Here is a 22,531-nt window from a genome sequence, read left to right as displayed (position 1 = left end):
TAACTGCCCTTATTACATTGAACCTTACGTATACAGATTTACCCTATCAAAAATTGTTTTTTATTCAGTATTGATTCAGACTCTTTTAGATATGATCACAATCATCATGAAACAAAAAAAAGCGGGGGGGTATATGAATAATTTAAAAAAAACGTACTTGGCTATCGCCCTGTGTGGAATCTTTTCAGCTAATCTAGTAATTGCCGAAGGCGATGGTGGTGGCTTTGATGGTGGTGGATTCGATGGCGGTGGATTCGATGGCGGTGGGTTCGATGGCGGTGGGTTCGATGGCGGTGGGTTCGATGGTGGCGGCTTTGATGGTGGTGGATACGATGGCGGCTATGACGGTGGCCATTATGACAATGGTGGTGGATACGATCAAAGCGGTGATTACTACCAGGGTGGCGGCCAAGATGGTTATGATCAGGGCGATGCGTTCTATTCCAACGATATGGTAGATCAACCCGGTGAATTTGATTCAACCAGCGACCCGGGGCAAATGGATAACATCGGTCAGCCTGCCGATTTTAACCATGCCGACACTCCTACTACAGACAGCATGACTGACCCTGGTTCAGAATCCGCACAAAGCAAAGAAGTTGTTGCCGAACCAACCGATGCGAATTCGACAACCTCAGCAGGAGAAGCTACTACTATTGATGCAATCGATTCCGAAAATGCGCAAAACGCAGCCACAGGAACAGAAACTGATAATAATCAGGATAATACAACAGCACAGAATACGGATGGCACAACAGTCGATGCAACCACGCAGGACACCAATAGCGCTACGCATGATGGAAACTCCACTCAGAACACCAACATTGAAAATAACAATGTTGTCAATAACACAACGGATACCAACCACCATGACCACGATCATCATGGACATCACCATAACGATGGAGTTGTTGTAGGATTTGGTATGGGCTGGGGTGGTTGGGGGCCCGGATGGGGTTGGGGCTGGGGACCAGGCTGGGGTTGGGGGCCCGGATGGGGCTGGGGCTGGGGTTGGGGATCCGGATGGGGAATGTATAGTAGTTGGGGCTGGGGAGGAGGATTCTACAATAGCTATGCTTTTGGACCCTATCCGCGTTTCAGCAGAAGCTATCCATTAGGAGGATATCCGGTTGGAGTGGTCTCTGCACCTTTACTATCTTCACCACCAACCTATATCCAACAAAACCCAGCACAAGTAACGTCACCACGACCAGCTCCGGTGCAAAACAATAATAATTATTGGTATTTCTGTCGTAACCCGGAAGGTTACTACCCTACGGTTAAAGAGTGCCCAATGGGTTGGATCAGAGTACCTCCACAACCTTCTTCTTAATATTTTGAAATATTTTTCGAGAAGCATCTGCCTAACTCTTCATTAGCGACTGAATTGTTGGAATTATCGCATTATATCGATATCATTTCTTCGGATTAATTTACCGAAGTTCATGATAATTTTTATCAAAATCTATAAACAGAATAACTTATTGACATGTCTTATCAGTTAAACAATTAACGTAATATTCCACCATGACTATATATAGTGAGAAGCAATCTGACACAAACTACGCCAGAATCAATGAATTGGATTTATTCAGATTCCTTGCCGCACTTGCTGTGGTTTTCCATCATTTTTCACTGGATGGATTTGCTATTGATTCGATGACAATCATGCCTTATTCATCGCTCGCCTCCATATCCAAATACGGTTATCTTGGCGTTGAGCTTTTCTTTATCATGAGTGGGTTCGTAATACTGATGACCGCATCAAACGGAAGCCTAAAGAAATTTACAATTTCCAGATTGGTACGGCTTTATCCAGCTTTTTGGGTATGCTGCACCATCACATTTGTAATTACATTAGCAATTGGGGCGCCGGAATATTTTGCAACCTTGCGTCAATATCTCATTAACATGACGATGCTAAGTGAGTTCTTCGGTGTGCCTCCGATGGACGGAGTTTATTGGTCATTATTTGTTGAGCTTAGGTTTTATGCTTTGATTATTATTTTGTTAATATTTGGCAGAATTCATCAAATAGAATTTTTTATCGTTTTTTGGTTGATCGCTGTAATTACATTGGAATTTTTTCCCAATTACTGGTTACGATATTTTTTTATCACTGATTATGCGGTATTTTTTATTGCAGGAGCTGCGTTCTTCTTAATTTGGGCTAAAGGAATCACTTGGATAAGAAGCGCAGTAATCGCTATAACTTGGATCTACGCAGTTTACCTAACAACAGATGAAGTACACGAAGTTGAAGCTCGCATCAGAAATGATTTGAGTCCCTATGTCATTGCTTCAATCATCAGTACATTTTTTGCTGTGATGTTGTTGGTTTCATTCAAACGCACCGGTGTGCTTGGGCATTTAAATTGGGCATGGATTGGCGCACTCACTTACCCACTCTATCTCATCCACCAAAATATCGGCTTTATGATTTATAACACCACATATACCGCATTCAATCCACATGCATTATTTTGGGGATTAGTTATCGGAATATTAATGCTTGCCTATACGATCCACATTTATGTTGAAAAACCTCTTGCAAAAACCATGAGAAATCATCTAAATAAATTTACAAGTAATTCAGAAAAATTGATACAGCGAATCACAAGCAACCAAAAACATTAGCACACAAAAAGTATGTAACTTTCAATCCTACTTTCCCGATAATTTTTTCTTTAGGATTACATTGACTTGTGTTGGGTTGGCTTTTCCTTGCGCCGCTTTCATGACTTGACCGATGAGCGAATTAAAAGCCTTTTCTTTACCGTTACGATAGTCAGTGACTTGCTGCACATTAGCTAATAATACGTCATCCACTAATTTCTCAATTGCATCATCATCGGAAATTTGCTTCAGGCCCTTGGCTTCAATAATAGCATCGACATTCTTTCCGTACTCACCAAGCCATAGGCATTCAAAAATAGTCTTCGCCGCTTTTCCTGAGGTAGTGCCATCGCTGATACGAACAAGTAAGGCTGCGAGATCGTCAGGTTTAACCGGACAATCGGAAATTTCCATATCTTCTTTATTTAATCGTCCGCTAATTTCACCCATAATCCAGTTTGCACATAGCTTGGCTTGTGTCGGAAGCAATTTGACAGTGGCATCAAAATAATCCGCCATTTCTCGCGAAGCGGTTAATACCGATACATCATAAGCCGATAACCCGAACTCAGCCATATAACGATCTCGACGTGCTTGAGGTAATTCCGGCAATGTTTGCTTAATTTGTTCGATCCATTCAGCAGAAATTTCTAATGGCAACAAATCGGGATCTGGAAAATAACGATAATCATTGACGTCTTCTTTAGTACGCATAGTGCGAGTTTCGTCTTTATCGGCATCGTACAAGCGAGTTTCCTGCTGGATTGTACCCCCCTCCTCCAAAATTTCAATTTGTCGTTGCGCTTCAAAATCAATTGCTTTCTCTAAAAAACGGAATGAATTTAGATTCTTTATTTCGCAACGAGTACCCAATTTCTCAGTTCCTACAGGCCGTACGGATACATTTGCATCGCAACGAAACGAACCTTCTTGCATGTTGCCATCACAAATGCCAATCCAGCGCACCAACGTATGCAATGTTTTAGCGTAGGCAACAGCTTCAATACTGCTGCGCATGTCAGGTTCGGAAACAATCTCCAACAGAGGGGTTCCTGCCCGATTCAAATCAATTCCGGTCATACCATAAAAATCTTCATGCAACGATTTACCGGCATCTTCCTCCAAATGTGCACGGGTCAAGCGAATACTTTTCTCTGTGCCATTGACTTGCACCAAAATGCAGCCGCCTTGCACGGTTGGAAATGCCAACTGACTGATCTGATAGCCTTTCGGCAAATCAGGATAAAAATAATTCTTTCGTGCAAATTTAGAAGGCGAATTAATCTTCGCATTAACGGATAAACCAAATTTGATAGCCCGTTCAACAGCACCTTTATTCAATACAGGTAGAATCCCTGGTAAAGCCAAATCGATTTCACAGGCTTGTGTATTCGGTGCAGCGCCATAAGCGGTCGACGCTCCAGAAAAAATTTTAGATTGTGTTGAAAGTTGTGCATGCACTTCCAGGCCGATCACTATTTCCCACTGCATCATTAAGTATTCCAAAAATCTTAATAAAAATAATTGATTATACAGCCGATTTCAAATGCCAGTCTGTGATCCGCTGATACTGATGCGCAACATTTAACAACTGCGCTTCCTTAAAATAATTACCGATGATATGTAATCCGACAGGACGATTCTTATCACCGAAGCCAATCGGAATAGACATTGCTGGCATGCCGGTTAGATTTGCAGCACTGGTATAAATATCCGACAAATACATTTGAATCGGATCTGTACTCTTTTCGCCTAGATTAAAAGCAACTGTCGGCGTCGTCGGACCCATAATAACATCACATTGCTGATACGCTTCTGTAAAATCCTGGGCAATCAAGCGACGCAATTTTTGCGCTTTAATGTAGTATGCATCATAGTAACCTTGCGATAGCACATAAGTACCGATTAATATGCGACGCTTTACTTCAGGACCAAAGCCTTCCGCGCGCGACTTACGGTACATATCTGTCAAGCTACTATACGATTGCGCACGATACCCGTATCGCACACCATCAAAACGCGATAAATTACTCGAAGCTTCAGCCGGCGCAAGCACATAATAAACAGGGATTGACAACGAAGCATTAGGAAGTGCCACTTCTACTGTTTCCGCACCCAATTTGCGATATTCTGCCAATGCGCTATCTACTGCACTTTCCACATCGGGACTCATGCCTTTGGCAAAATATTCCTTCGGCAATCCAATTCGTAATCCCGACAAAGGTCTCTCTAAATCCGACGTATAATCTTCTTGCGGTCGTTGCAAGCTAGTCGAATCACGAGCATCAAAACCCACCATGACATTAAGCAATAACGCCAAATCGTCCACTGATTTTGCCATAGGTCCCGCTTGATCGAGACTAGAAGCAAATGCAATCATGCCATAACGCGACACTAATCCATAAGTCGGCTTGATACCCGAAATACCGCATAATGCTGCCGGTTGACGAATAGAACCTCCAGTGTCCGTTCCAGTTGCCGCGGGTGCAAGTCGAGCCGCAACCGCACATGCCGCTCCTCCCGAGCTGCCACCTGGTACTGCTTTAGTGTCCCATGGATTTTTCACAATGCCGTAATAGGATGTTTCATTGCTAGAGCCCATCGCAAACTCATCCATATTGGTCTTACCAATATTCACCGCACCGGCGAGATTAAACCGTTCAATTACACCAGCATCATAGGGTGAAACAAAATTTGACAACATTTTTGACCCGCATGTCGTCAACCAACCTTTTGCACAAAAGATATCTTTCTGCGCGATTGGAATCCCAGTCAGCGCTCCCCCCTTCCCTATCGCCAGCATTTTGTCGGCAGCGGCAGCTTGAGCTAAGCTTATTTCTTCATTGGTTGTAATAAACGCATTGTAATTTGGATTAAGCGTTTTAATTCGCTGCAAAAAAAATGAGGTCAATTCGACACTGGATAGTTTTTTCTCGGCAAGTTGTTTGGAAAGTTCTCTAAGGCTGGCGTTAAGCATGTTTGTTGTCTTTTTTATTCAATAACCTGAGGAACCAAATACAACCCTTCTTGCACCTGTGGTGCTATTGATTGAAAGAGTTCACGTTGATCAGTTTCAGTAACGATGTCCTCGCGCAACCGTTGCGAAACACTTTGAGAGTGCGACATTGGTTTAATATCGGATGTATCCACCGACTGCATCGTCTCTATCATACTGAATATATTTGATAATTGAGCCAATGTAGCCTCAGCTTGTTTTTCATCGATCTCGATATAAGCTAAATCTGCAACGTGTTTAATATCTTTTAACGATAAATTCATGAGAAAGGTAGCCTTATTTATTATCTTTAAGTGCGTATTAGGGTATCATGCCCGGCTTAGCCGTGATATTTTTTGATGATTTTATTTTATTTATTTGTACTCCTCTTAAATCATAATGACTAATAACGGATTTTGCCACTATGTTTAATTTCTTAAACAACAATATTCTTGGAAACTATTTCTCAACCGATATGGCGATTGACTTGGGCACGGCCAATACGCTCATTTATGTTACTGGCCAAGGTATTGTACTCGATGAACCCTCCGTAGTAGCCATTCGCGAAGAAAGCGGCGCAAATGGAAAAAGGATGATTCAACAGGTCGGTCTTGCAGCAAAACAGATGCTCGGTCGCACCCCCGGCAATATCACTGCGATCCGCCCCATGAAAGATGGCGTGATAGCGGATTTTACCGTAACGGAACAAATGCTAAAGATGTTCATCCGAAAAGTAAATCCACCGCGATTATTTTCTGCCAATCCTCGTATTGTCATCTGCGTCCCTTATGGTTCCACGCAAGTAGAACGCCGTGCTATACGTGAAGCAGCTTATGGAGCGGGCGCACGTAAAGTTGAATTGATTGAGGAACCGATGGCGGCCGCTTTAGGCGCTGATCTACCGGTAGAATCGCCCACTGGTTCTATGGTTGTGGATATCGGCGGAGGCACCACGGAGGTAGGCGTTATTTCACTAGGTGGAATTGTATATTCGAATTCAGTGCGAGTCGGAGGTGACAAATTCGATGAATCGATCATCAATTACATTCGACGTAATTATGGCATGTTAATCGGAGAAGTGACTGCTGAAATGATTAAAAAGGAAATAGGCTCAGCATTTCCTGGCTCTGAAGTACGAGAAATTGAAGTTAAAGGCCGCAATCTTGCTGAAGGCATTCCACGTAGCTTTACCATCTCCAGTAATGAAATTTTGGAAGCGCTGACCGAACCAATCAATAGCATTACCAGTGCAGTTAAAACTGCTTTAGAACATACGCCTCCGGAACTGGGGGCCGATATCGCTGAGAAAGGAATGGTAATGACGGGAGGTGGCGCACTGCTGCGAGATATTGATCGTTTATTAATGGAAGAAACCGGTTTGTCAGTTATCATTGCCGATGACCCTTTAAGATGCGTCGTACGTGGCTCTGGCATTGCTTTAGCGAATATGGATCGTTCAATCGGTATTTTTGCACGCGACTAGACAGTAACCAGTAACGAAAACTTCACAGGCCGTTGAAAAACATATTTAAAACAGCCAATGCGGGGCAAAAAGAGACAAACGGGCACAATCAATGCTCGATCAATACGCATTTTGAGTCTAATTCCAATATTTCGGTAGCAACGCAAATAGCTATTCAACAGCTTGTAAAGTCTCAGAAAACTCAAAACTGGAAATCATGAAGATAGCCCCCCCATTTTTTAGGCATGGCCCGGGGCCTTTTGCTAAGTTGATCTTATTCACATGCTTATCCTGCTTGCTGATTGTCGAAGATTTACGAGTCAAGAGATTTCATGAAATACGGCAAATCATCGGTACTGTTATCTTCCCTTTACAAAGAATCGCTTATACACCCACATTCATTTATGATGAAGTAAGAAACTTTATCGTGCATTTTAATTTGCTGGAAGAGAATGCAAAACTAAGACAGCAATTCTTAGAAAATCAAGAATATTTATTACGATTCCATGCACTAGAAGCTGAAAATGCTAAATTGCGTGAATTGCTTGGTGCTATTGAAAGAATCGAGAAAAGCACAGAAACAAAAACTGTTCTAGCAGAAATTTTATATACACCACGTGATCCTTTCAGTCATAAAATAACACTGAATAAAGGCATTTATCACAAAGTTCAACTGGGACAAGCGGTTATTGATGATAAAGGCGTCATCGGTCAGATAACGCGTATTTACCCCTTTTCCTCAGAAGTGACACTGCTCACTGATAAAAACCATTCTGTTCCTGTACAAGTATTGCGTAATTCATTACGATCAGTGATTTCAGGTACAGGGAAAAACAACGAATTGGAATTACGCTACTTATCGATTAATATTGATATTCAACCTGGAGACTTATTAGTCACTTCAGGAATTGGCGGAGTTTATCCACCGGGTATCCCCGTTGCAGTTGTAGAAAAAATTGAACATAATCCATCAGATGATTTTTCAAGAATTGTCAGCAATCCGGTTGCCGGCGTTGACCGCAATCGCCAAGTGCTAATCTTGTCAATGGTACAACCTCTTGTAAAAATTCCTGCTGAGGCAAAAAATTGAATCGCGACAGTACAAACGATAAAAGATTAAGCGCCGATGATTATTTAAAGCAGGATGTGTATGACATAGCCAGTAATGGATATATCGCACTAACATTGGCACTTGCATTGATCTTGAATTTTTTACCATTACCGAACTATATTTTATTACTTCGCCCTGATTTTGTCGTACTAACGATTCTTTATTGGTGTGTTCAGTATCCCCATAAAATGGGCATGAGCGTGGCTTTTATCATGGGATTGATGATGGATGTCGCTAATGTCAACATACTCGGTCAGCATGCACTGGCATATTGCATTGCAGTGTACCTCACATTGATTCTATGTAGACGCTTGCGCTTATTCAATACATGGAAGCAAGCGCCGCAAATCGGTTTTATTTTATTCGTAATGCAAACAACCATGATTTTAATTGCTGTTTTAGGGGGCTTCAGATTTCCGGGATGGGAATATTATTTTGCTACCTTATCTGGTTCATTTGCGTGGATTCCCGTTTCGCTACTATTAAGCGTTCCCTTAAAACAAAAAACCGATCCCAATGCGCTCTAATACATCAAAGTGGAATTACGCGATCAACCCATAGAATTACAAAAATTTCGCATCCGTTTGGCGATTAGCCTCATTTTTATTTTGGTGCTATTCTCCATACTATACGTACGATTCTATTATTTACAAATCACGCGACAAGATCATTATTCCACTTTAGCAGAAGTCAATCGTATATCGATTTTACCTTTGGTACCTAATCGCGGTCTGATTTTTGATCGTCACGGCAGAGTCCTAGCACAAAATTATTCAGCATATGCACTGGAAATCACTCCCAGTAAAGTCCCAGATATTGAATCTACACTAGATGAACTAGCTGCTTTCATTGAAATAACACCTACCGACCGCCAACGATTCATGAAGCTAATGAAGGAAAGTCGTCGTTTTAAAAGCCTGCCCATACGAAACCGTCTCAACGAAATCGAAATAGCGACTTTCGCAACCAATCGCTACCGCTTCCCAGGAGTAGAAATCAAATCAAGAGTTTTTCGCCAATACCCAGAAAAAGAACTGGTTTCGCATGTGATTGGCTATATCAGTCGCATCAACGATAAAGATCTCGATTTTCTAGAATTAAACAACGAGCTGAATAATTATCGTGGCTCGCAACATATCGGTAAAATTGGTATCGAGCAAAGTTATGAAAAACAATTGCACGGAATCACTGGATTCGAAGAAGTCGAAACAGATGCCGCCGGGCGATCCATTCGTGTGCTATCGCGTACTTTGCCAATATCTGGTGACAATCTCATCCTTTCGTTAGATTTTGGTTTACAGGAAGCAGTCGAAAAAGCTTTTGGTGATCGTCGTGGCGCGTTGGTTGCACTTGATCCGAACAATGGAGAAATTTTGGCATTTGTCAGCAAGCCAGGCTATGACAATAATCTTTTCATTGGAGGTATTGATCACGAAAATTGGAATATGCTCAATAACTCGATTGATCGCCCTCTCAACAACAGGGCACTACGCGGCGTCTATCCTCCCGGCTCAACTTTTAAACCATTTATGGCACTTGCCGGACTAGAGCTAGGAAAACGCACTCCCGAATACAGTATGGCTGATCCCGGGTTCTTTTCTTTACCGGGAGTAAAGCACCGTTTCCGTGATTGGAAAGCAGGAGGTCATGGAAGAGTCAATTTGCATAAATCACTCGTAGTTTCCTGCGATACCTTTTATTACAGCCTGGGTAATGATTTGGGAATTGATAATATGCACAACTTCATCAGTCAATTCGGATTAGGTAAAAAAACTGGTATCGATATTGAAAATGAAGTATCTGGATTACTCCCTTCGTCTGCCTGGAAAATGGCGCAGCACAAACAAAAGTGGTATGCCGGTGACACCATATCCGCCGCGATCGGGCAAGGTTACAATCTTACAACACCACTACAATTGGCTTTTGCCACGATGATGATTGCAAATGGCGGAAAAGCTTATGCGCCTCGATTTGTTAAACAAATACAAAGTAGTAAATCTGGTGAAATCACAAATATCCCAGAAAACTTACTGTACACCGCCAACTTCAAACCTAAAAATTTGGAAGTCATTAGAAATGCCTTAATTGATGTCACCCGGCCTGGCGGAACTGCAGCAAAAGCCGGTGCCAATGCTTTATATACTTTTGCTGGAAAAACAGGAACATCACAGGTTGTAAGAATTAAGCAAGGTGAACGCTATAATGAAAAACTCCTTGATGAGCGACATCGCGACCATGCTATGTTTATCGCCTATGCACCTGCAGAATCACCCAAAATCGCTTTAGCCGTATTAGTTGAAAATACCGGAACAGGAGGTTCAACGGCCGCACCTATCGCTAGACAAGTATTTGATTATTATTTGCTAGGAAACACCCCGGAAGCTGAAGATAGTTCTTTAGACGACAGTATCGACGAACATGATCGTCCCCATTAATAATGTGTCTTCTTCATTTATACGCTGTGTCATTTCATCATGAATAGTAAGAAGCTCACCCAGAATAAGATTGATATCGGAAAGATTTGGTATTATTTTACGCGACATATTGATGGTTTCCTATTGACCTTCATTTTGGTGTTAATGGGTGTAGGCTTAATGGTCTTGTATAGCGCAAGTGGTGGAAATATCGGCAAAGTCAATAGTCAAGCGATTAATATTGCGATTGCTCTCATACTCATGTGGGTAATTGCCAATACTTCCATGCAACAAATAAAACGTATCGCTTTACCGATTTATTTGATCGGGCTTGCATTACTCATCGGCGTTGCATTATTTGGTGAAATCTATAACGGCGCACGACGCTGGTTAAACATTGGCATTACCCGAATTCAACCTTCAGAGCTGATGAAAATTGCGATTCCTCTGATGATGGCTTGGTATTTTGATAAGCATGAAATTACCTTACGTTTAAGGGACTATATCGGAGCAACGTTTCTACTGATTATTCCTGTACTGCTTATTTTAAAGCAACCTGACTTAGGAACAGCTTTGTTGATTGCTGCAAGTGGATTCTATGTATTATTCTTCGCAGGGCTATCTTGGCGCATTATTATTGGCTTAACTGCATTAGGAACTGCTTCTTTGCCGATACTTTGGGGAATGATGCACGACTATCAACGTCAGCGCGTGATGACACTACTCGATCCGACACAGGATCCGCTTGGGGCCGGTTATCATATCATTCAATCCTCTATCGCTATCGGCTCTGGCGGAATTGCGGGAAAAGGATGGCAGAATGGTACGCAAACACATTTAGATTTTCTACCAGAACAAAGTACAGATTTTATTTTTGCTGTTTTTTCCGAGGAATTCGGATTAATGGGTAACACCCTTCTGCTATTGTTGTACTTAATCATTATCGGGCGTTGCGTTGTGATCACTGCCAGTGCTTCCTCTCAATTCAATCGCCTGATTGCCGGTTCAATTACCTTAACTTTTTTTACTTATATTTTTGTCAATATGGGTATGGTCAGTGGCATTCTTCCCGTTGTTGGCGTGCCACTGCCATTAATCAGCTATGGAGGTACATCTATGGTAACTATGTTAATTGGATTTGGTATTCTAATGAGTATTCATACTCGTCCTAAATTCATTAGAACATGACCAATGGTTTTTGGGAGGGTGATAAAACATCATGAATCTTCCGTCCGTATATTACTGGATAGCCTTCATGGTAGCGTTGCTAACAGCGTGTAGTAACACTCCAAGCAATCATTTAATCAATCAAAAACCAAGTGGTTCGATAATAAATTCGAATATCACAAAAAAAGGAGGAGGATATTATTTAAACGATGGCCCAGACGACAATCCACCACCAAATTTGCATTTAGTTCCAGATGCAATACCTAAAACTGAACCTCTACGTACTGCAAATATGCGGCCCTATTTCGCATTAGGCAAGCATTTCCGGCCCATGACCGAATTGCAATACTATAAAGAACGTGGGGTAGCATCGTGGTATGGACGCCGCTATCACGGTAGCCGCACCGCATCGGGTGAGCCTTATGATATGTATGCCATGACGGCTGCTCATCCAACTTTACCAATACCTAGTTATGCACGCATCACCAGCGTTGAAAATGGTCGTTCCGTGATTGTACGTATCAATGATCGAGGACCTTTTTTAGGGAATCGTCTTATCGATCTCTCTTATACGGCTGCTTACAAACTAGGAGTACTCAGTAATGGTAGCGGCCAAGTTGAAGTTGAAACTATTTTACCGACGCAATATCATTTATCCGGCCAAGCAACCACATTCAAACCCTTAGTCACTCCACGCCAACAAAAAGAAATAGGTAATCTTACTATTGTACCGGGTAATACGGCCACCTCACCAGTTCTAAACAAAATATACGTGCAACTCGGTGCATTTGGTTCACAAGGAAATGCACACTACTTCATGGCACACGTAAAAGACAGGCTAGCCTGGTTTCAAGACCCAATACGGGTAATCGAACATGGTGGCTTACATAAAATACACGCCGGCCCTTATTCCGATTCATCCCATGCAGAACGTATTGCATCTTCAATCCGACAGGAACTTGCGATAAAGCCCATCCTGGTTTATGACTAATTGAAAAAAAAATCCCTATTGCAAGCAATAGGGATTAAAGGGCCTCGTCATAAAACCATTTATCGCGGCTTACCGAATCATGCGAATCACCTTCCTTAGCAAGCATTCCTACATTTTCACATTTCGATTCTTGCCCTGCGGTTTTCACCTCAGAACCACTGCGATAACTGACTCTACTATAATACTTACCTGATGTTTTGAAGATGAAAACAGAAATGAAATATACCCTTATATTCAACTAATCAATGTGAGTTTTCCCACAATTACCAATATGATCAATCTATTTATTTCAACATAAAAAACGGTCCTAACTTGACGACAGAGTCTTGTGTTATTGCATCGAACTAAAGTGTTATACTCGCTTGGCAAAGAGAGCTATTTGTGACTAAACAACCCAATTGATCAGAATCCTACGAAATTTTAGATACAATTCCGCTAATCTTTAAATTATTATAAATTCTATTTACACTAAGAAACCCAAGCGTAATGACTTATTTTAAGTGCATAGTATAAAAACACTAACTACAAATGCTAACATCACTTGCAACCGATCCGATCAATCATGTTCTCGACCATAAAATTCAAATTCGTGAACAATTAAAGTGTTATTCGGGTCGAATTGTCTGTGTACAAATACTTCCCATCATAGAATTTACGCTGTGTATTACTGAAGAAGGCAAATTTCGTTCCACAGGCAATTATCACAAAATCGATACCACCCTCTCTATCCCATCATGGAAACTACCTCAGTTATTGATACCAAACAATAATGCTTCAGAAATTATAAAAATCTCTGGTAATCATATTCTTGGCGGTGAAATCATTACTATTATCCAACAAGTTAACATTGAATATGTTTTGGCGCATGAACTCAGTAAGATAATTGGTGATATTCCTACGCATCGCATTATGCAATCCAACCATTTATTACATCAATGGCATCAAAATAACTGCAGGCGAATCACACAATCATTCTTTGAATTTTGTACTGAAGAGAAAAATTTGTTCATAAAATCAGCAGATTTTAATATTTTTTCTCAAGAAACCAATGAACTGAAGAATAGCACTGATCAAATGGAATCACGTATCAATCAACTATTACAAAGAGATTCTTAGCGTCTCTTTTATCTAATTTCATGCGCTTATTCCGACTTTTTAAAATACTCCGTGTTGCTTTCCAACATGGATTAGATGAATTTGCATTAGGTCACAACAAGCTTAAGCATTTGCAGCAACTCATTAGAAAGATTACTCCTTGGAGAAAACTACATCGACCACGCGGAGAACGATTACGGCTTTCTTTGGAAGCATTGGGACCTATTTTTGTTAAATTCGGTCAAATGCTCTCAACCAGACGCGATCTGCTACCGCAAGATATCGCCGATGAATTGGCAAAACTACAGGATCAAGTTCCGCCTTTTTCTTCAAATCTAGTAATCAAAATACTTGAGCATGAATATGGAAAAAAAGTTCATGAAGTTTTTTTCAAGTTTAACCTGACACCAACTGCCAGCGCATCTGTTGCTCAAGTGCACTTTGCAGAATTACACGACGGCACCGAAGTAGCGGTAAAAATATTACGTCCAAATTTGGCACCCATCATTAATCACGATATTGCCCTTATGGATACAGGGGCTTGGTTAGCTGAAGCGCTTTGGGCTGATGGAAAAAGGTTAAAACTGCGCCAAGTAGTTTCAGAATTCGCAAGACATTTGGATGTAGAATTAGATTTGATGCGCGAAGCGTCCAACTGCAGTCAATTACGGCGCAACTTTATGAATTCTCCGCTATTAATGGTACCTGAAGTTTACTGGGATTACTGTCGCAATAGTGTAATGGTAATGGAACGGATGAAAGGCATTCCAATCAGTCATGTTGATCAATTACAAAAGCAAGGCACTGATATTCCTCAACTCGCGCGCATGGGAGTAGAAATCTTCTTTACACAAGTATTTCGAGATGGCTATTTCCATGCAGATATGCACCCCGGAAATATTTTTGTCGGCCCTGATGGGCGGTACATCGCGGTAGATTTTGGTATTATGGGTACATTGAGCGATCAGGACAAAAATTATCTGGCGCAAAATTTCTTGGCTTTTTTCCGCCGTGATTACGGTCGAGTTGCACAAGCTCACATCGAAGCTGGTTGGGCACCAAAAAATACCCGTGTAGATGATTTTGAAGCGGCAATCCGTGCTGTATGCGAGCCTATTTTTGATAAACCACTGAAAGAAATTTCATTTGGTCGTGTACTGTTCCAGCTATTTCAGGCCTCGAGACAATTTAACGTTGAAATCCAACCACAATTGGTGTTATTGCAAAAGACATTATTGAATATCGAAGGACTTGGGCGCGATCTCGATCCCAATCTTGATCTCTGGAAAACTGCCAAACCGTTCTTGGAGCGTTGGATGGCAGAACAAATCGGATTTAGTGGTTTAACCAGTCGCATACAAAAAGAAGCACCCAACTGGGCAGTTATCTTTCCGGAATTTCCTCGACTAATACACCAAATTCTAACCGAAAATCGCAATCATACTTTGGAAAAGAAAATAGATAATTTGATAGCTGAAGAAAAACGAAAGAATCGTTTTCTGATTATTATTGCGATCATGCTCATCACGCTATTCGGGTGGTTCCTCACCCAATGAATAACACTCGTTATTATCCTAAATAACTCTTCCTACAACATACCTAAATTACCGAGAAGACTCAAACAAGCGACCGAATTTTATAGAATAATTTTGATTCCTAAACAATTCAGAAAATTCGTAAGCTGGCAAAGGTTGGCTAAAAAAATAACCTTGAATGAGCTCGCAACGATGACTCCTTAAGAAATCTAATTGTGCTTGTGTTTCAACGCCTTCTGCTACAATTTTTTTCCCGAGCGCATGCGCCATTGCTGCAATCGTTCCGGCTATAACTCCCCCTTTGGCATGTTTATCAATTTTACTGACAAATGATTGATCAATCTTTAATGTATCAAAAGGTAGTCGCTCCAAATAAGACATTGAGGAATATCCGGTACCAAAATCGTCAATAGAAAGCTGAACTCCCAATGCTTTCAATTTCTCCAATACTTCAGGGACTTGTTGCTCGTCATTCATTAGAACACTTTCAGTAATTTCCAACTCCAGACAGTGCGCAGGGATCGCATGATTTCTCAACACAGTTTTTACTTGTTGTAAAAAATTTTTATGGCGAAATTGCTTAACCGAAACATTAACAGCCACATAATCCAAGAGAATCCCTTCGTTTCGCCAGATACAATACTGTGCGCAAGCATCAGTCAATACGATTTGACCTATTTCTGCAATTAACCCAGAATCTTCAGCAATCCCGATAAAGTATCCTGGCAAAAGAAGGCCCTTTTCAGGATGTTGCCATCGTACTAGCGCCTCAACCCCATGAATGATATTGGTTTCAGGATCAATTTGCGGTTGATAGTGCAAAACAAATTGGCGCTCTGAGATGGCACGCCTAAGCTCCCTTTCAATCGTAGCCCTGTTAACAACTTCAGCATTCATGCTTTCCTCAAAGAAAACATATTGTTTTCCATTCTTTTCTTTGGCTCGATACATAGCGATATCCGAATTACGCATCAAATCAGTAACACCCTCGCCATCGTGTGGATATATAGCAATACCGATGCTTGCTGCAACAATATTTTCTTCACCATGAATTACAAAAGGTGTTGACAAAGTATTGATGGCTTGGGTAGCAATATTGCTAGCTTGATGTGTAGAATTTAACTGAGGAACAATAATTGCGAATTCATCTCCGCCCAACCTTGCAACCGTATCGGTTCCTCGGATACTGTCTTGCAATCTTTTTGCGGCATCGCATAATAATTGGTCTCCGGTAGAATGACCAAAACTATCGTTTACTTTTTTAAAGTGATCAAGATCGATATAAAGCACCGCCAATTTTTGATGTGCAAGCTCAGCCTGTGCTAGTTCTTTTTGTAACTGCTCAATAAAAAGCAATCGATTCGGTAATCCGGTCAAAGCATCAATGCGAGCTTGTTGTATCAGCATTAGTTCACGTTTTTTTGTGAACAAAGCAACAGCAACCCGATCTGCGTAATCTTGCACAAATTCTTTATTATTCATATCCTGCTCACTCTCTAATGGAATCAATAACATTAGATAACCTAATGTTTGATCTTTCCAAATAAGTGGCAATACAAATTGTTTCGCTGCAGCTGTATTTATTTTTTCAGCATCACCGAGGAAAGGAATCATTTCTCTTATAAACCAATTTCCTTTCGGTTTCTGTGCAGGAAGGTGCTTGATGCTACTTGGCAAACCCTGTCGCTGCAGAGTCAACAATTCCCCCTTATTATCAATACCATAAACATCCACACTATCCGTTGAACTGTCATTAATAATTGAAATATTGACGGTGCATCCATGCATTACTTTTTGTAAATGAACCAGTACAGCATGAACAATTTTATCAATACTTAGCGACGATAAAATCTCACGATCAATTTCTGAGAGTGCTGAAAGCGTCTGAAATTGATCTCCCAATTTTTCACTCATCGCATTGAAAGATTTTGATAATTCACCAAATTCATCGCTACTGGTTATAGGGATTTTTGTATTGAAATCGCGACTTTCCAGTCGATGTATACCATCAACCAATTTTTCGAGTGGAATCAGAACACGGCGAATTTGAACCATACTGATCAACAGAATCAAAAGTACCGTGAAAATCACACTACCCCAAAAAATTGTATTGAATTTCTTCAGCGAATCCAAAGCATCTATTTCAGGTTGTGTTGCAATCACCAGCCAACGAGGTGTTAGAAATTTAGCTTGCAGAAAAACCTCATGATAATTGGCAAAATATTTTATTCGATCTTCATTCCATAAAAAATTACCTTTGACGGAATGCGCTTCATCCTGGATTTTCTTTTTAGGCGGATAAATTTGCGACTGCGTGCAAAACATTTTGAGATAATCTTCGTTATACACACACAAATTTACATCCATAGCAAAAACATCTGCTTGTCCCCAAAGATATTCCGAATTAAGTTGTGCAATCACAATTCCCTTATCAGGAGACGAATAGTTTCGTGCATAAAGTATCAACACACGGGCTTCATCACCGTTAAATTGCGTCAACAATAGCGGTTGATTACTATATAAATGCTTTTTGGCAATATCACTCAATTGCGGTGATTTTGCTGCATTTCCGAATATGGAAGTCATGCTGCCATCTAGCTGTAATATCCCTAAACCACTAAATCTTTTACTCAGTTGTTCTTCTATATCGCTTGGCCATTCGTATTCAGAAGAGCGTTGTATTACATCGTAAAGCAGTTGATCTGCCAACAAGAGTTTTTCATAAATAGATTTCTTATAAACATCACTGGCTGCATCTAAGCGAATATTTGTTTGCTTAACCAAAAATTGAGTCGATTCCGAATAAGACAAATAAGCTAATAATAAAATCGGAATAAAGGCAGCCAGCAGAAAAAAACCCAACATTCTTCGGGCAACTTTACTACGCAGGAAGCTCTTGTCGAATTGCATGGTACAGAAAGGAGAAAGGATTAGTACTCGGATGCCAATCCGACATAGCGTCCATTATTAGCACGCACAATATCATCCCGACTTGCTTTAGCGGTTAATGGAGAAACACTTCTTCCATCTTTCCCCATGCTATATAGATCAAAATCCGAATTGATCGGAACTAAATTATGATCTTTACGTGCCTTACCTTTTGAGTTTTTATCGCTTGGATCCGATAGATTGAGGTATTGATACGGATTTTTCCAAGGATCTAAATAACCTTGTGCGCCAACCTCGACTAAAGTAGCGGGAAGCTTCCCAACACTCATTTGATAAATAACTAAGCTTTTTGCAATAGCGCTGATGTCTGTAATTGCCTGCACGGCCCTAGCACGATCTATATAGTCGCTATAAACAGGCACAGCAACGACAGCAAGAACACTGATGATTGCCATAACAATTAGCAATTCAATCAGCGTAAAAGCTCGCTGAAAATGAAAATTAACCTTCAATCTGCTCATAACCTCTTATAAGATGTAGGCACTCGGGGGAAATTATTATAACGACCAAAATTTGAAACGCTTGAAAGCATCTTGCATGGCAGGAGTGCGTATCGGGATCACACGTTATTTTATTGCGATCCGCCGTATTACGGCACAGAGGGCTATGGCGTCGAGTTCGGGTTAGATCAATACCACCAAATTGGCAGAGTTGGCTAAATCCATCAAAGGAAGCATGATTATTTCAGTAAACGACATCCCAGAAATGCATGAAGCATTCGATGGACTGACTATTAATACAGCGGAAGTTTTCTATACGGTTGGTGGTGGTGATAAAAGAGCAAAGCGCAGCGAATTGATTATCAGAAATTTTTAAAAATTAACCGTTAAATCAGTAAATCCCCAGTACCAAATAAAACGAAAAACAGTCCCAAATAGCGCGGCGCGTTACACATACTTGGGCCTCATGGCATCGTCAGGCTGGCACATGCTGCGATGAATTGAAGGTTTTAGGCGACTGGAAATCCAGGATCATGGTGGATCGCTACGCGAAGTATGCTACTGAGCATTTACGGATTGCAGCGGCTAGAGTCGAGGATGGACGTGGCGGGAATGTTGTGAATCTGTCACGTTTTTGTCACGTTCAAAAAGAAAAAAGGAGTTAGTGTTTAACTAACCCCTTATTCTATTTGGTAGGTCGTGGCAGATTCGAACTGCCGACCAACGGATTAAAAGTCCGCTGCTCTACCGACTGAGCTAACGACCCAAATCAAAGTGCGAGATTATACCTGATCTAACGAGCGATATGAAGTGGCGCCGCAAACTAGATATAAAACTTTAAATTAAAGAAACCAAATCGATTGTATAAAAGTAATCATCAATAATAAATATATTGGTGATTTTTTACAGCAAATAGCGTTCAAATCAGAATAAAAACGGCTACCAGTAAAATTTTTTGGTAGCCGTGATTAGGAAAACAATTATTCTTATAGTAAATTTAAACTAACTAATTACTGACCCATGGATCTTTCTGTTTATTTGTCAATACATCTTTCCAAACATCTGGAAGGTTTTGTACCCAGCCATTGTAAACAATAGGTATAGCCAAAACACCTTGGCCGCCAAATCCTGGCAAGCCGCTTATACTGTCATCCTTGGCAGTGCTGGCAGTGTCCACCAATGACACATAACCGGCTATTTTGGCATCGCTAATATCGCCATTACCGTCCGGATCGATATCCACTACTGTGAGCCTGTTACCAAATTTGGTCGTGACATAGGCATAGTATCCGCCATCCTTCTTAGCACCAAAATTTGCACCGTGGCAACCCGGATCACAAGGTAGTGATTTGACAATTTTGTCAGTCTTCGTATCGACAATGACGATCTGTCCACCTGTTGAGGCAATCACTACGGCTTTACCATCCGGAGAAACAGGCGACTGAATAGGCAGTATGCCATAAGCTTCCGGATCGCCATTTCCATCATTATCTTTAAAATCCCCACTTATCGGATCATAGTCAGCAATCAAATCGATGGTTTTAATCAAAGCACCCGTTTCCCCATTCAATACCGTCAATGTGTGATGCAGCAGATTGGCTGCATAGATTTTGCTAGAATCCGGCATCATGCCAATAGCAATCGGATGAGCACCCGGCGCATTATTTCCAGTTGGTGTACGAGCAAGTATGCCACCTTCAGATTTATAGATACCGATGTCGCTGGTATTGATGTTGGGAGTTACAATTTTTGAGCCATCGGCACTGATCCAATGACCGTGCGGATTGGCAGAAATATGCCCTTGCGCCTGCGTCGGCATCATTTTGGTCACATCCGTTGTTCCAGCTGGAATCACCGAAACGCCATTTTCTCCATTGATTGCAATCGTGATATCATCGTTGGTTGGTAATGTCATAACATGCGAAGGTGAATAACCTACCGTAATGTTTTTGATGAGTTCACCGGTTTCACGATTAATCATCGAAAATTTATTATCAAACCACTGCGTTTGATAAATCACGGACTGATCCCGATTTGACCACATGTTATGCGGATTATTGTTGTTGATTTGCGGTAACGCAACTTTCCGTTTGACTGTCCAAGTACTAGCGTCGACTACGGTAGATGTTCCTGGTTTATACTTACCAGCCGTTTTCTCGAATTGCGTATTGACCCATACTTCCCCTACACCGAATTTTTCTGGCGCCGATCCTAAAGAAAGTGTTTGCCTGTCTATATTAATCGTTGATAAGTTGACAGATCCTTTCGTAGTAAGCAACGGCAAATTAGGATACTTTACGTTCCACTGGCCGGATGAATAATCTTGCCAATTGTCAGGTGCAGTTGCGATGAAAAATGTCTTGAGTAGTCGCACCGCCAAATCGCTACTGGTAGGCAAGTTTTTAATGCCTGTGACCAAATCAATGGTGTAGTTGCTTCGAGAATCACCTAAATCAAGTCCACCAGTAGTGCTTGGATCATCCACGATAACTGCACCAAACATGTATGGATGCACTTTGCAGGTAAATACATACAACCCAGGCGTATCCAATGTAACGAACCCACCGCCACGATATGCGCTGGTTTGATCGAAAGGCATATGCTGCGCACCGGTCGGCCATAACAGCGAGCTGATGGTGTGCACACCATTGGTATCGGACATGATAAAGTTGACACTACTGCCCGGAGCAATCACTTCTAAGGATTTGGTTTTAATATCCGCACCTTTAAGAGGAGAACCTTCTGCACTCGGCTTACTAAGCTCAACAATTGAATCGCCACGCGCACTTCTAAACCAACTGGCCGGTTCATCGCTAATTTCAAAAGTAACTAAGCCAAGCTCGCTCTGTCTCGGCCCCAACAATATGCCGCCATAGGGCGATGCACCGACAACGCTAGCGCCATCTCCGCCCACTATAAAACTGCCATGCATGCCTGCTTCCATGTGCGCAATCAGATGACAGTGATATTGCCAATTTCCAGCACCCACACCAGTTCCAGCTTTAACGGTAAAGGAATGAGTATCCGAGCCTTCTGTCAGTAATTTGGTATCAATTACTTGATTTGCGTCGGTTTTAAGCCAGCGATGTGCATGCAAATGAAATGTATGTCCAGGACCTACTGAAAGAATATGAAAACGCACAATATCGTTTACAGCTGCACCCGGATGTGGATTGGCCCACAGTGGTTTTTGTGTGCCGTCACTTGCTATTTCAGTTCCCCAGAAAGTCGACCCCACCATGAATAAAACAAATTGCTTGGTGATATCGGATTGCATAACAGGAGTGACATTACCATTCGCTTCTATGAAGCGATCAACCGGACCATTTACCTTTTCAACTATCAACGCACCAAACAAACCCAGTAATTCCTTACCATCCATATTGCCATGGTATGCGTAAGTACCAACTTTTTTTGCTTGAATGCTATAGTTTTTGGATTGACCTGGCTTAACTTTAGCAGAGCTTTGCTGTAGGCCCGGAATCTTAAACCCTACGCTTGTTTTTGTATTGTTATTGAGTGTTACGCTGATTGTATCCCCTTCTCTCACAAATAACGTGGGCCCTGGGATCGCTGCTTCGTTGTCACCTAAAGCATAACCCAATTGACCGTTCGGTAATGCTTTAGCGGTCAGTGTCACATTATGAACAGCCGCGAATACCATGGATGAGGTCAATAATGTCGCCGCAATCACAATGCATATCATTAATCGCCTAACGGGCTCTTTTAAGTTGAAAATTTCTCTGCTATTCATAT

The 22,531-nt window shown here is 41.4% G+C and carries 17 protein-coding genes, 1 tRNA gene and 1 pseudogene; 12 read left to right on the top strand and 7 right to left on the bottom strand.

From position 1 onward, the window contains the following. Positions 1–133 precede the first annotated feature (133 nt). Positions 134–1,333 carry a hypothetical protein gene (locus W03_RS03280; protein WP_244071367.1) on the top strand — a complete coding sequence of 400 codons (1,200 nt, stop codon included), beginning with the start codon at positions 134–136 and terminating at the stop codon, positions 1,331–1,333. Positions 1,334–1,527: 194 nt separating this feature from the next. Next, a complete protein-coding gene (locus W03_RS03275; protein WP_244071365.1) occupies positions 1,528–2,637 on the top strand; it encodes an acyltransferase in 1,110 nt (369 codons plus the stop codon). A gap of 27 nt (positions 2,638–2,664) precedes the next feature. Here W03_RS03275 and gatB read toward each other — a convergent pair whose 3' ends face one another. From gatB to gatC, 3 genes are read right to left on the bottom strand one after another with little or no spacing between them, the layout of a single operon-like run. After that, positions 2,665–4,107, bottom strand: coding sequence for an Asp-tRNA(Asn)/Glu-tRNA(Gln) amidotransferase subunit GatB (gatB, locus tag W03_RS03270; RefSeq protein WP_244073684.1), 1,443 nt, complete (start codon positions 4,105–4,107; stop codon positions 2,665–2,667). 37 nt (positions 4,108–4,144) lie between these two features. Beyond that, a complete protein-coding gene (gene gatA / locus W03_RS03265) occupies positions 4,145–5,593 on the bottom strand; it encodes an Asp-tRNA(Asn)/Glu-tRNA(Gln) amidotransferase subunit GatA (RefSeq protein WP_244071363.1) in 1,449 nt (482 codons plus the stop codon). A 14-nt stretch (positions 5,594–5,607) separates the two neighbouring features. Beyond that, positions 5,608–5,895 (bottom strand): Asp-tRNA(Asn)/Glu-tRNA(Gln) amidotransferase subunit GatC, encoded by a 288-nt coding sequence (gatC, locus tag W03_RS03260; RefSeq protein WP_244071361.1) that lies wholly within the window; start codon positions 5,893–5,895, stop codon positions 5,608–5,610. Positions 5,896–6,035: 140 nt separating this feature from the next. Between gatC and W03_RS03255 the strand changes: the two genes are divergently transcribed. The 8 genes from W03_RS03255 (at position 6,036) to ubiB (ending at position 15,407) form a co-directional block, all read left to right on the top strand. After that, positions 6,036–7,094 (top strand): rod shape-determining protein, encoded by a 1,059-nt coding sequence (locus tag W03_RS03255; protein ID WP_244071359.1) that lies wholly within the window; start codon positions 6,036–6,038, stop codon positions 7,092–7,094. A gap of 196 nt (positions 7,095–7,290) precedes the next feature. Then, the gene (gene mreC, locus W03_RS03250; protein WP_244071357.1) at positions 7,291–8,163 is read left to right on the top strand and encodes a rod shape-determining protein MreC; all 873 of its coding nucleotides are present in this window, start codon (positions 7,291–7,293) and stop codon (positions 8,161–8,163) included. After that, a complete protein-coding gene (gene mreD / locus W03_RS03245) occupies positions 8,160–8,711 on the top strand; it encodes a rod shape-determining protein MreD (protein ID WP_244071355.1) in 552 nt (183 codons plus the stop codon). The genes mreC and mreD overlap by 4 nt, the downstream gene beginning before the upstream one ends. A 9-nt stretch (positions 8,712–8,720) precedes the next feature. Further along, positions 8,721–10,619 carry a penicillin-binding protein 2 gene (gene mrdA, locus W03_RS03240; protein ID WP_375792708.1) on the top strand — a complete coding sequence of 633 codons (1,899 nt, stop codon included), beginning with the start codon at positions 8,721–8,723 and terminating at the stop codon, positions 10,617–10,619. 39 nt (positions 10,620–10,658) lie between these two features. Then, positions 10,659–11,786, top strand: a complete 1,128-nt coding sequence (gene rodA / locus W03_RS03235) for a rod shape-determining protein RodA (protein ID WP_244071353.1) — start codon at positions 10,659–10,661, stop codon at positions 11,784–11,786. 31 nt (positions 11,787–11,817) lie between these two features. Further along, a complete protein-coding gene (locus W03_RS03230; RefSeq protein WP_244071351.1) occupies positions 11,818–12,756 on the top strand; it encodes a septal ring lytic transglycosylase RlpA family protein in 939 nt (312 codons plus the stop codon). A 528-nt stretch (positions 12,757–13,284) separates the two neighbouring features. Then, positions 13,285–13,872, top strand: coding sequence for an SCP2 domain-containing protein (locus W03_RS03225; protein ID WP_244071349.1), 588 nt, complete (start codon positions 13,285–13,287; stop codon positions 13,870–13,872). A gap of 20 nt (positions 13,873–13,892) precedes the next feature. Further along, entirely contained in the window at positions 13,893–15,407 is a 1,515-nt protein-coding gene (ubiB, locus tag W03_RS03220) for a ubiquinone biosynthesis regulatory protein kinase UbiB (RefSeq protein ID WP_244071348.1), read from the top strand. A gap of 48 nt (positions 15,408–15,455) precedes the next feature. Here the strand turns inward: ubiB and W03_RS03215 are convergent, their stop codons facing one another. Together W03_RS03215 and W03_RS03210 are read right to left on the bottom strand one after the other, a co-directional pair. Further along, the gene (locus W03_RS03215) at positions 15,456–18,296 is read right to left on the bottom strand and encodes an EAL domain-containing protein (RefSeq protein ID WP_244071344.1); all 2,841 of its coding nucleotides are present in this window, start codon (positions 18,294–18,296) and stop codon (positions 15,456–15,458) included. Positions 18,297–18,316: 20 nt separating this feature from the next. Next, a complete protein-coding gene (locus tag W03_RS03210) occupies positions 18,317–18,796 on the bottom strand; it encodes a prepilin-type N-terminal cleavage/methylation domain-containing protein (protein WP_244071342.1) in 480 nt (159 codons plus the stop codon). A gap of 214 nt (positions 18,797–19,010) precedes the next feature. Between W03_RS03210 and W03_RS03205 the strand changes: the two genes are divergently transcribed. Both W03_RS03205 and W03_RS13445 read left to right on the top strand, forming a co-directional pair. Beyond that, a complete protein-coding gene (locus W03_RS03205) occupies positions 19,011–19,151 on the top strand; it encodes a hypothetical protein (RefSeq protein ID WP_244071340.1) in 141 nt (46 codons plus the stop codon). Between the two features lie 76 nt (positions 19,152–19,227). Beyond that, positions 19,228–19,440: pseudogene (locus W03_RS13445) on the top strand (site-specific integrase); the annotation flags it as partial. A gap of 25 nt (positions 19,441–19,465) precedes the next feature. Here the strand turns inward: W03_RS13445 and W03_RS03200 are convergent. Both W03_RS03200 and W03_RS03195 read right to left on the bottom strand, forming a co-directional pair. Further along, positions 19,466–19,541: transfer RNA gene (locus tag W03_RS03200), tRNA-Lys, on the bottom strand. Positions 19,542–19,781: 240 nt separating this feature from the next. Continuing rightward, a complete protein-coding gene (locus tag W03_RS03195) occupies positions 19,782–22,529 on the bottom strand; it encodes a multicopper oxidase domain-containing protein (protein WP_244071338.1) in 2,748 nt (915 codons plus the stop codon). Positions 22,530–22,531: the final 2 nt, after the last annotated feature.

It is taken from the genome of Nitrosomonas sp. PY1, from assembly GCF_022836435.1.
In the GTDB taxonomy this organism is placed as follows: domain Bacteria; phylum Pseudomonadota; class Gammaproteobacteria; order Burkholderiales; family Nitrosomonadaceae; genus Nitrosomonas.
This window is presented reverse-complemented; position numbering and strand designations above follow the sequence as displayed.

What these genes read in the sequence shown, in the direction of transcription:
- W03_RS03280 (WP_244071367.1), top strand. Translation starts at nt 134, where the DNA reads ATGAATAATTTAAAAAAAACGTACTTGGCTATCGCCCTGTGTGGAATC.
- W03_RS03275 (WP_244071365.1), top strand. Translation starts at nt 1,528, where the DNA reads ATGACTATATATAGTGAGAAGCAATCTGACACAAACTACGCCAGAATC.
- gatB (WP_244073684.1), bottom strand. Translation starts at nt 4,107, where the DNA reads ATGCAGTGGGAAATAGTGATCGGCCTGGAAGTGCATGCACAACTTTCA.
- gatA (WP_244071363.1), bottom strand. Translation starts at nt 5,593, where the DNA reads ATGCTTAACGCCAGCCTTAGAGAACTTTCCAAACAACTTGCCGAGAAA.
- gatC (WP_244071361.1), bottom strand. Translation starts at nt 5,895, where the DNA reads ATGAATTTATCGTTAAAAGATATTAAACACGTTGCAGATTTAGCTTAT.
- W03_RS03255 (WP_244071359.1), top strand. Translation starts at nt 6,036, where the DNA reads ATGTTTAATTTCTTAAACAACAATATTCTTGGAAACTATTTCTCAACC.
- mreC (WP_244071357.1), top strand. Translation starts at nt 7,291, where the DNA reads ATGAAGATAGCCCCCCCATTTTTTAGGCATGGCCCGGGGCCTTTTGCT.
- rodA (WP_244071353.1), top strand. Translation starts at nt 10,659, where the DNA reads ATGAATAGTAAGAAGCTCACCCAGAATAAGATTGATATCGGAAAGATT.
- W03_RS03230 (WP_244071351.1), top strand. Translation starts at nt 11,818, where the DNA reads ATGAATCTTCCGTCCGTATATTACTGGATAGCCTTCATGGTAGCGTTG.
- W03_RS03225 (WP_244071349.1), top strand. Translation starts at nt 13,285, where the DNA reads ATGCTAACATCACTTGCAACCGATCCGATCAATCATGTTCTCGACCAT.
- ubiB (WP_244071348.1), top strand. Translation starts at nt 13,893, where the DNA reads ATGCGCTTATTCCGACTTTTTAAAATACTCCGTGTTGCTTTCCAACAT.
- W03_RS03215 (WP_244071344.1), bottom strand. Translation starts at nt 18,296, where the DNA reads ATGCAATTCGACAAGAGCTTCCTGCGTAGTAAAGTTGCCCGAAGAATG.
- W03_RS03210 (WP_244071342.1), bottom strand. Translation starts at nt 18,796, where the DNA reads ATGAGCAGATTGAAGGTTAATTTTCATTTTCAGCGAGCTTTTACGCTG.
- W03_RS03205 (WP_244071340.1), top strand. Translation starts at nt 19,011, where the DNA reads ATGATTATTTCAGTAAACGACATCCCAGAAATGCATGAAGCATTCGAT.
- W03_RS03195 (WP_244071338.1), bottom strand. Translation starts at nt 22,529, where the DNA reads ATGAATAGCAGAGAAATTTTCAACTTAAAAGAGCCCGTTAGGCGATTA.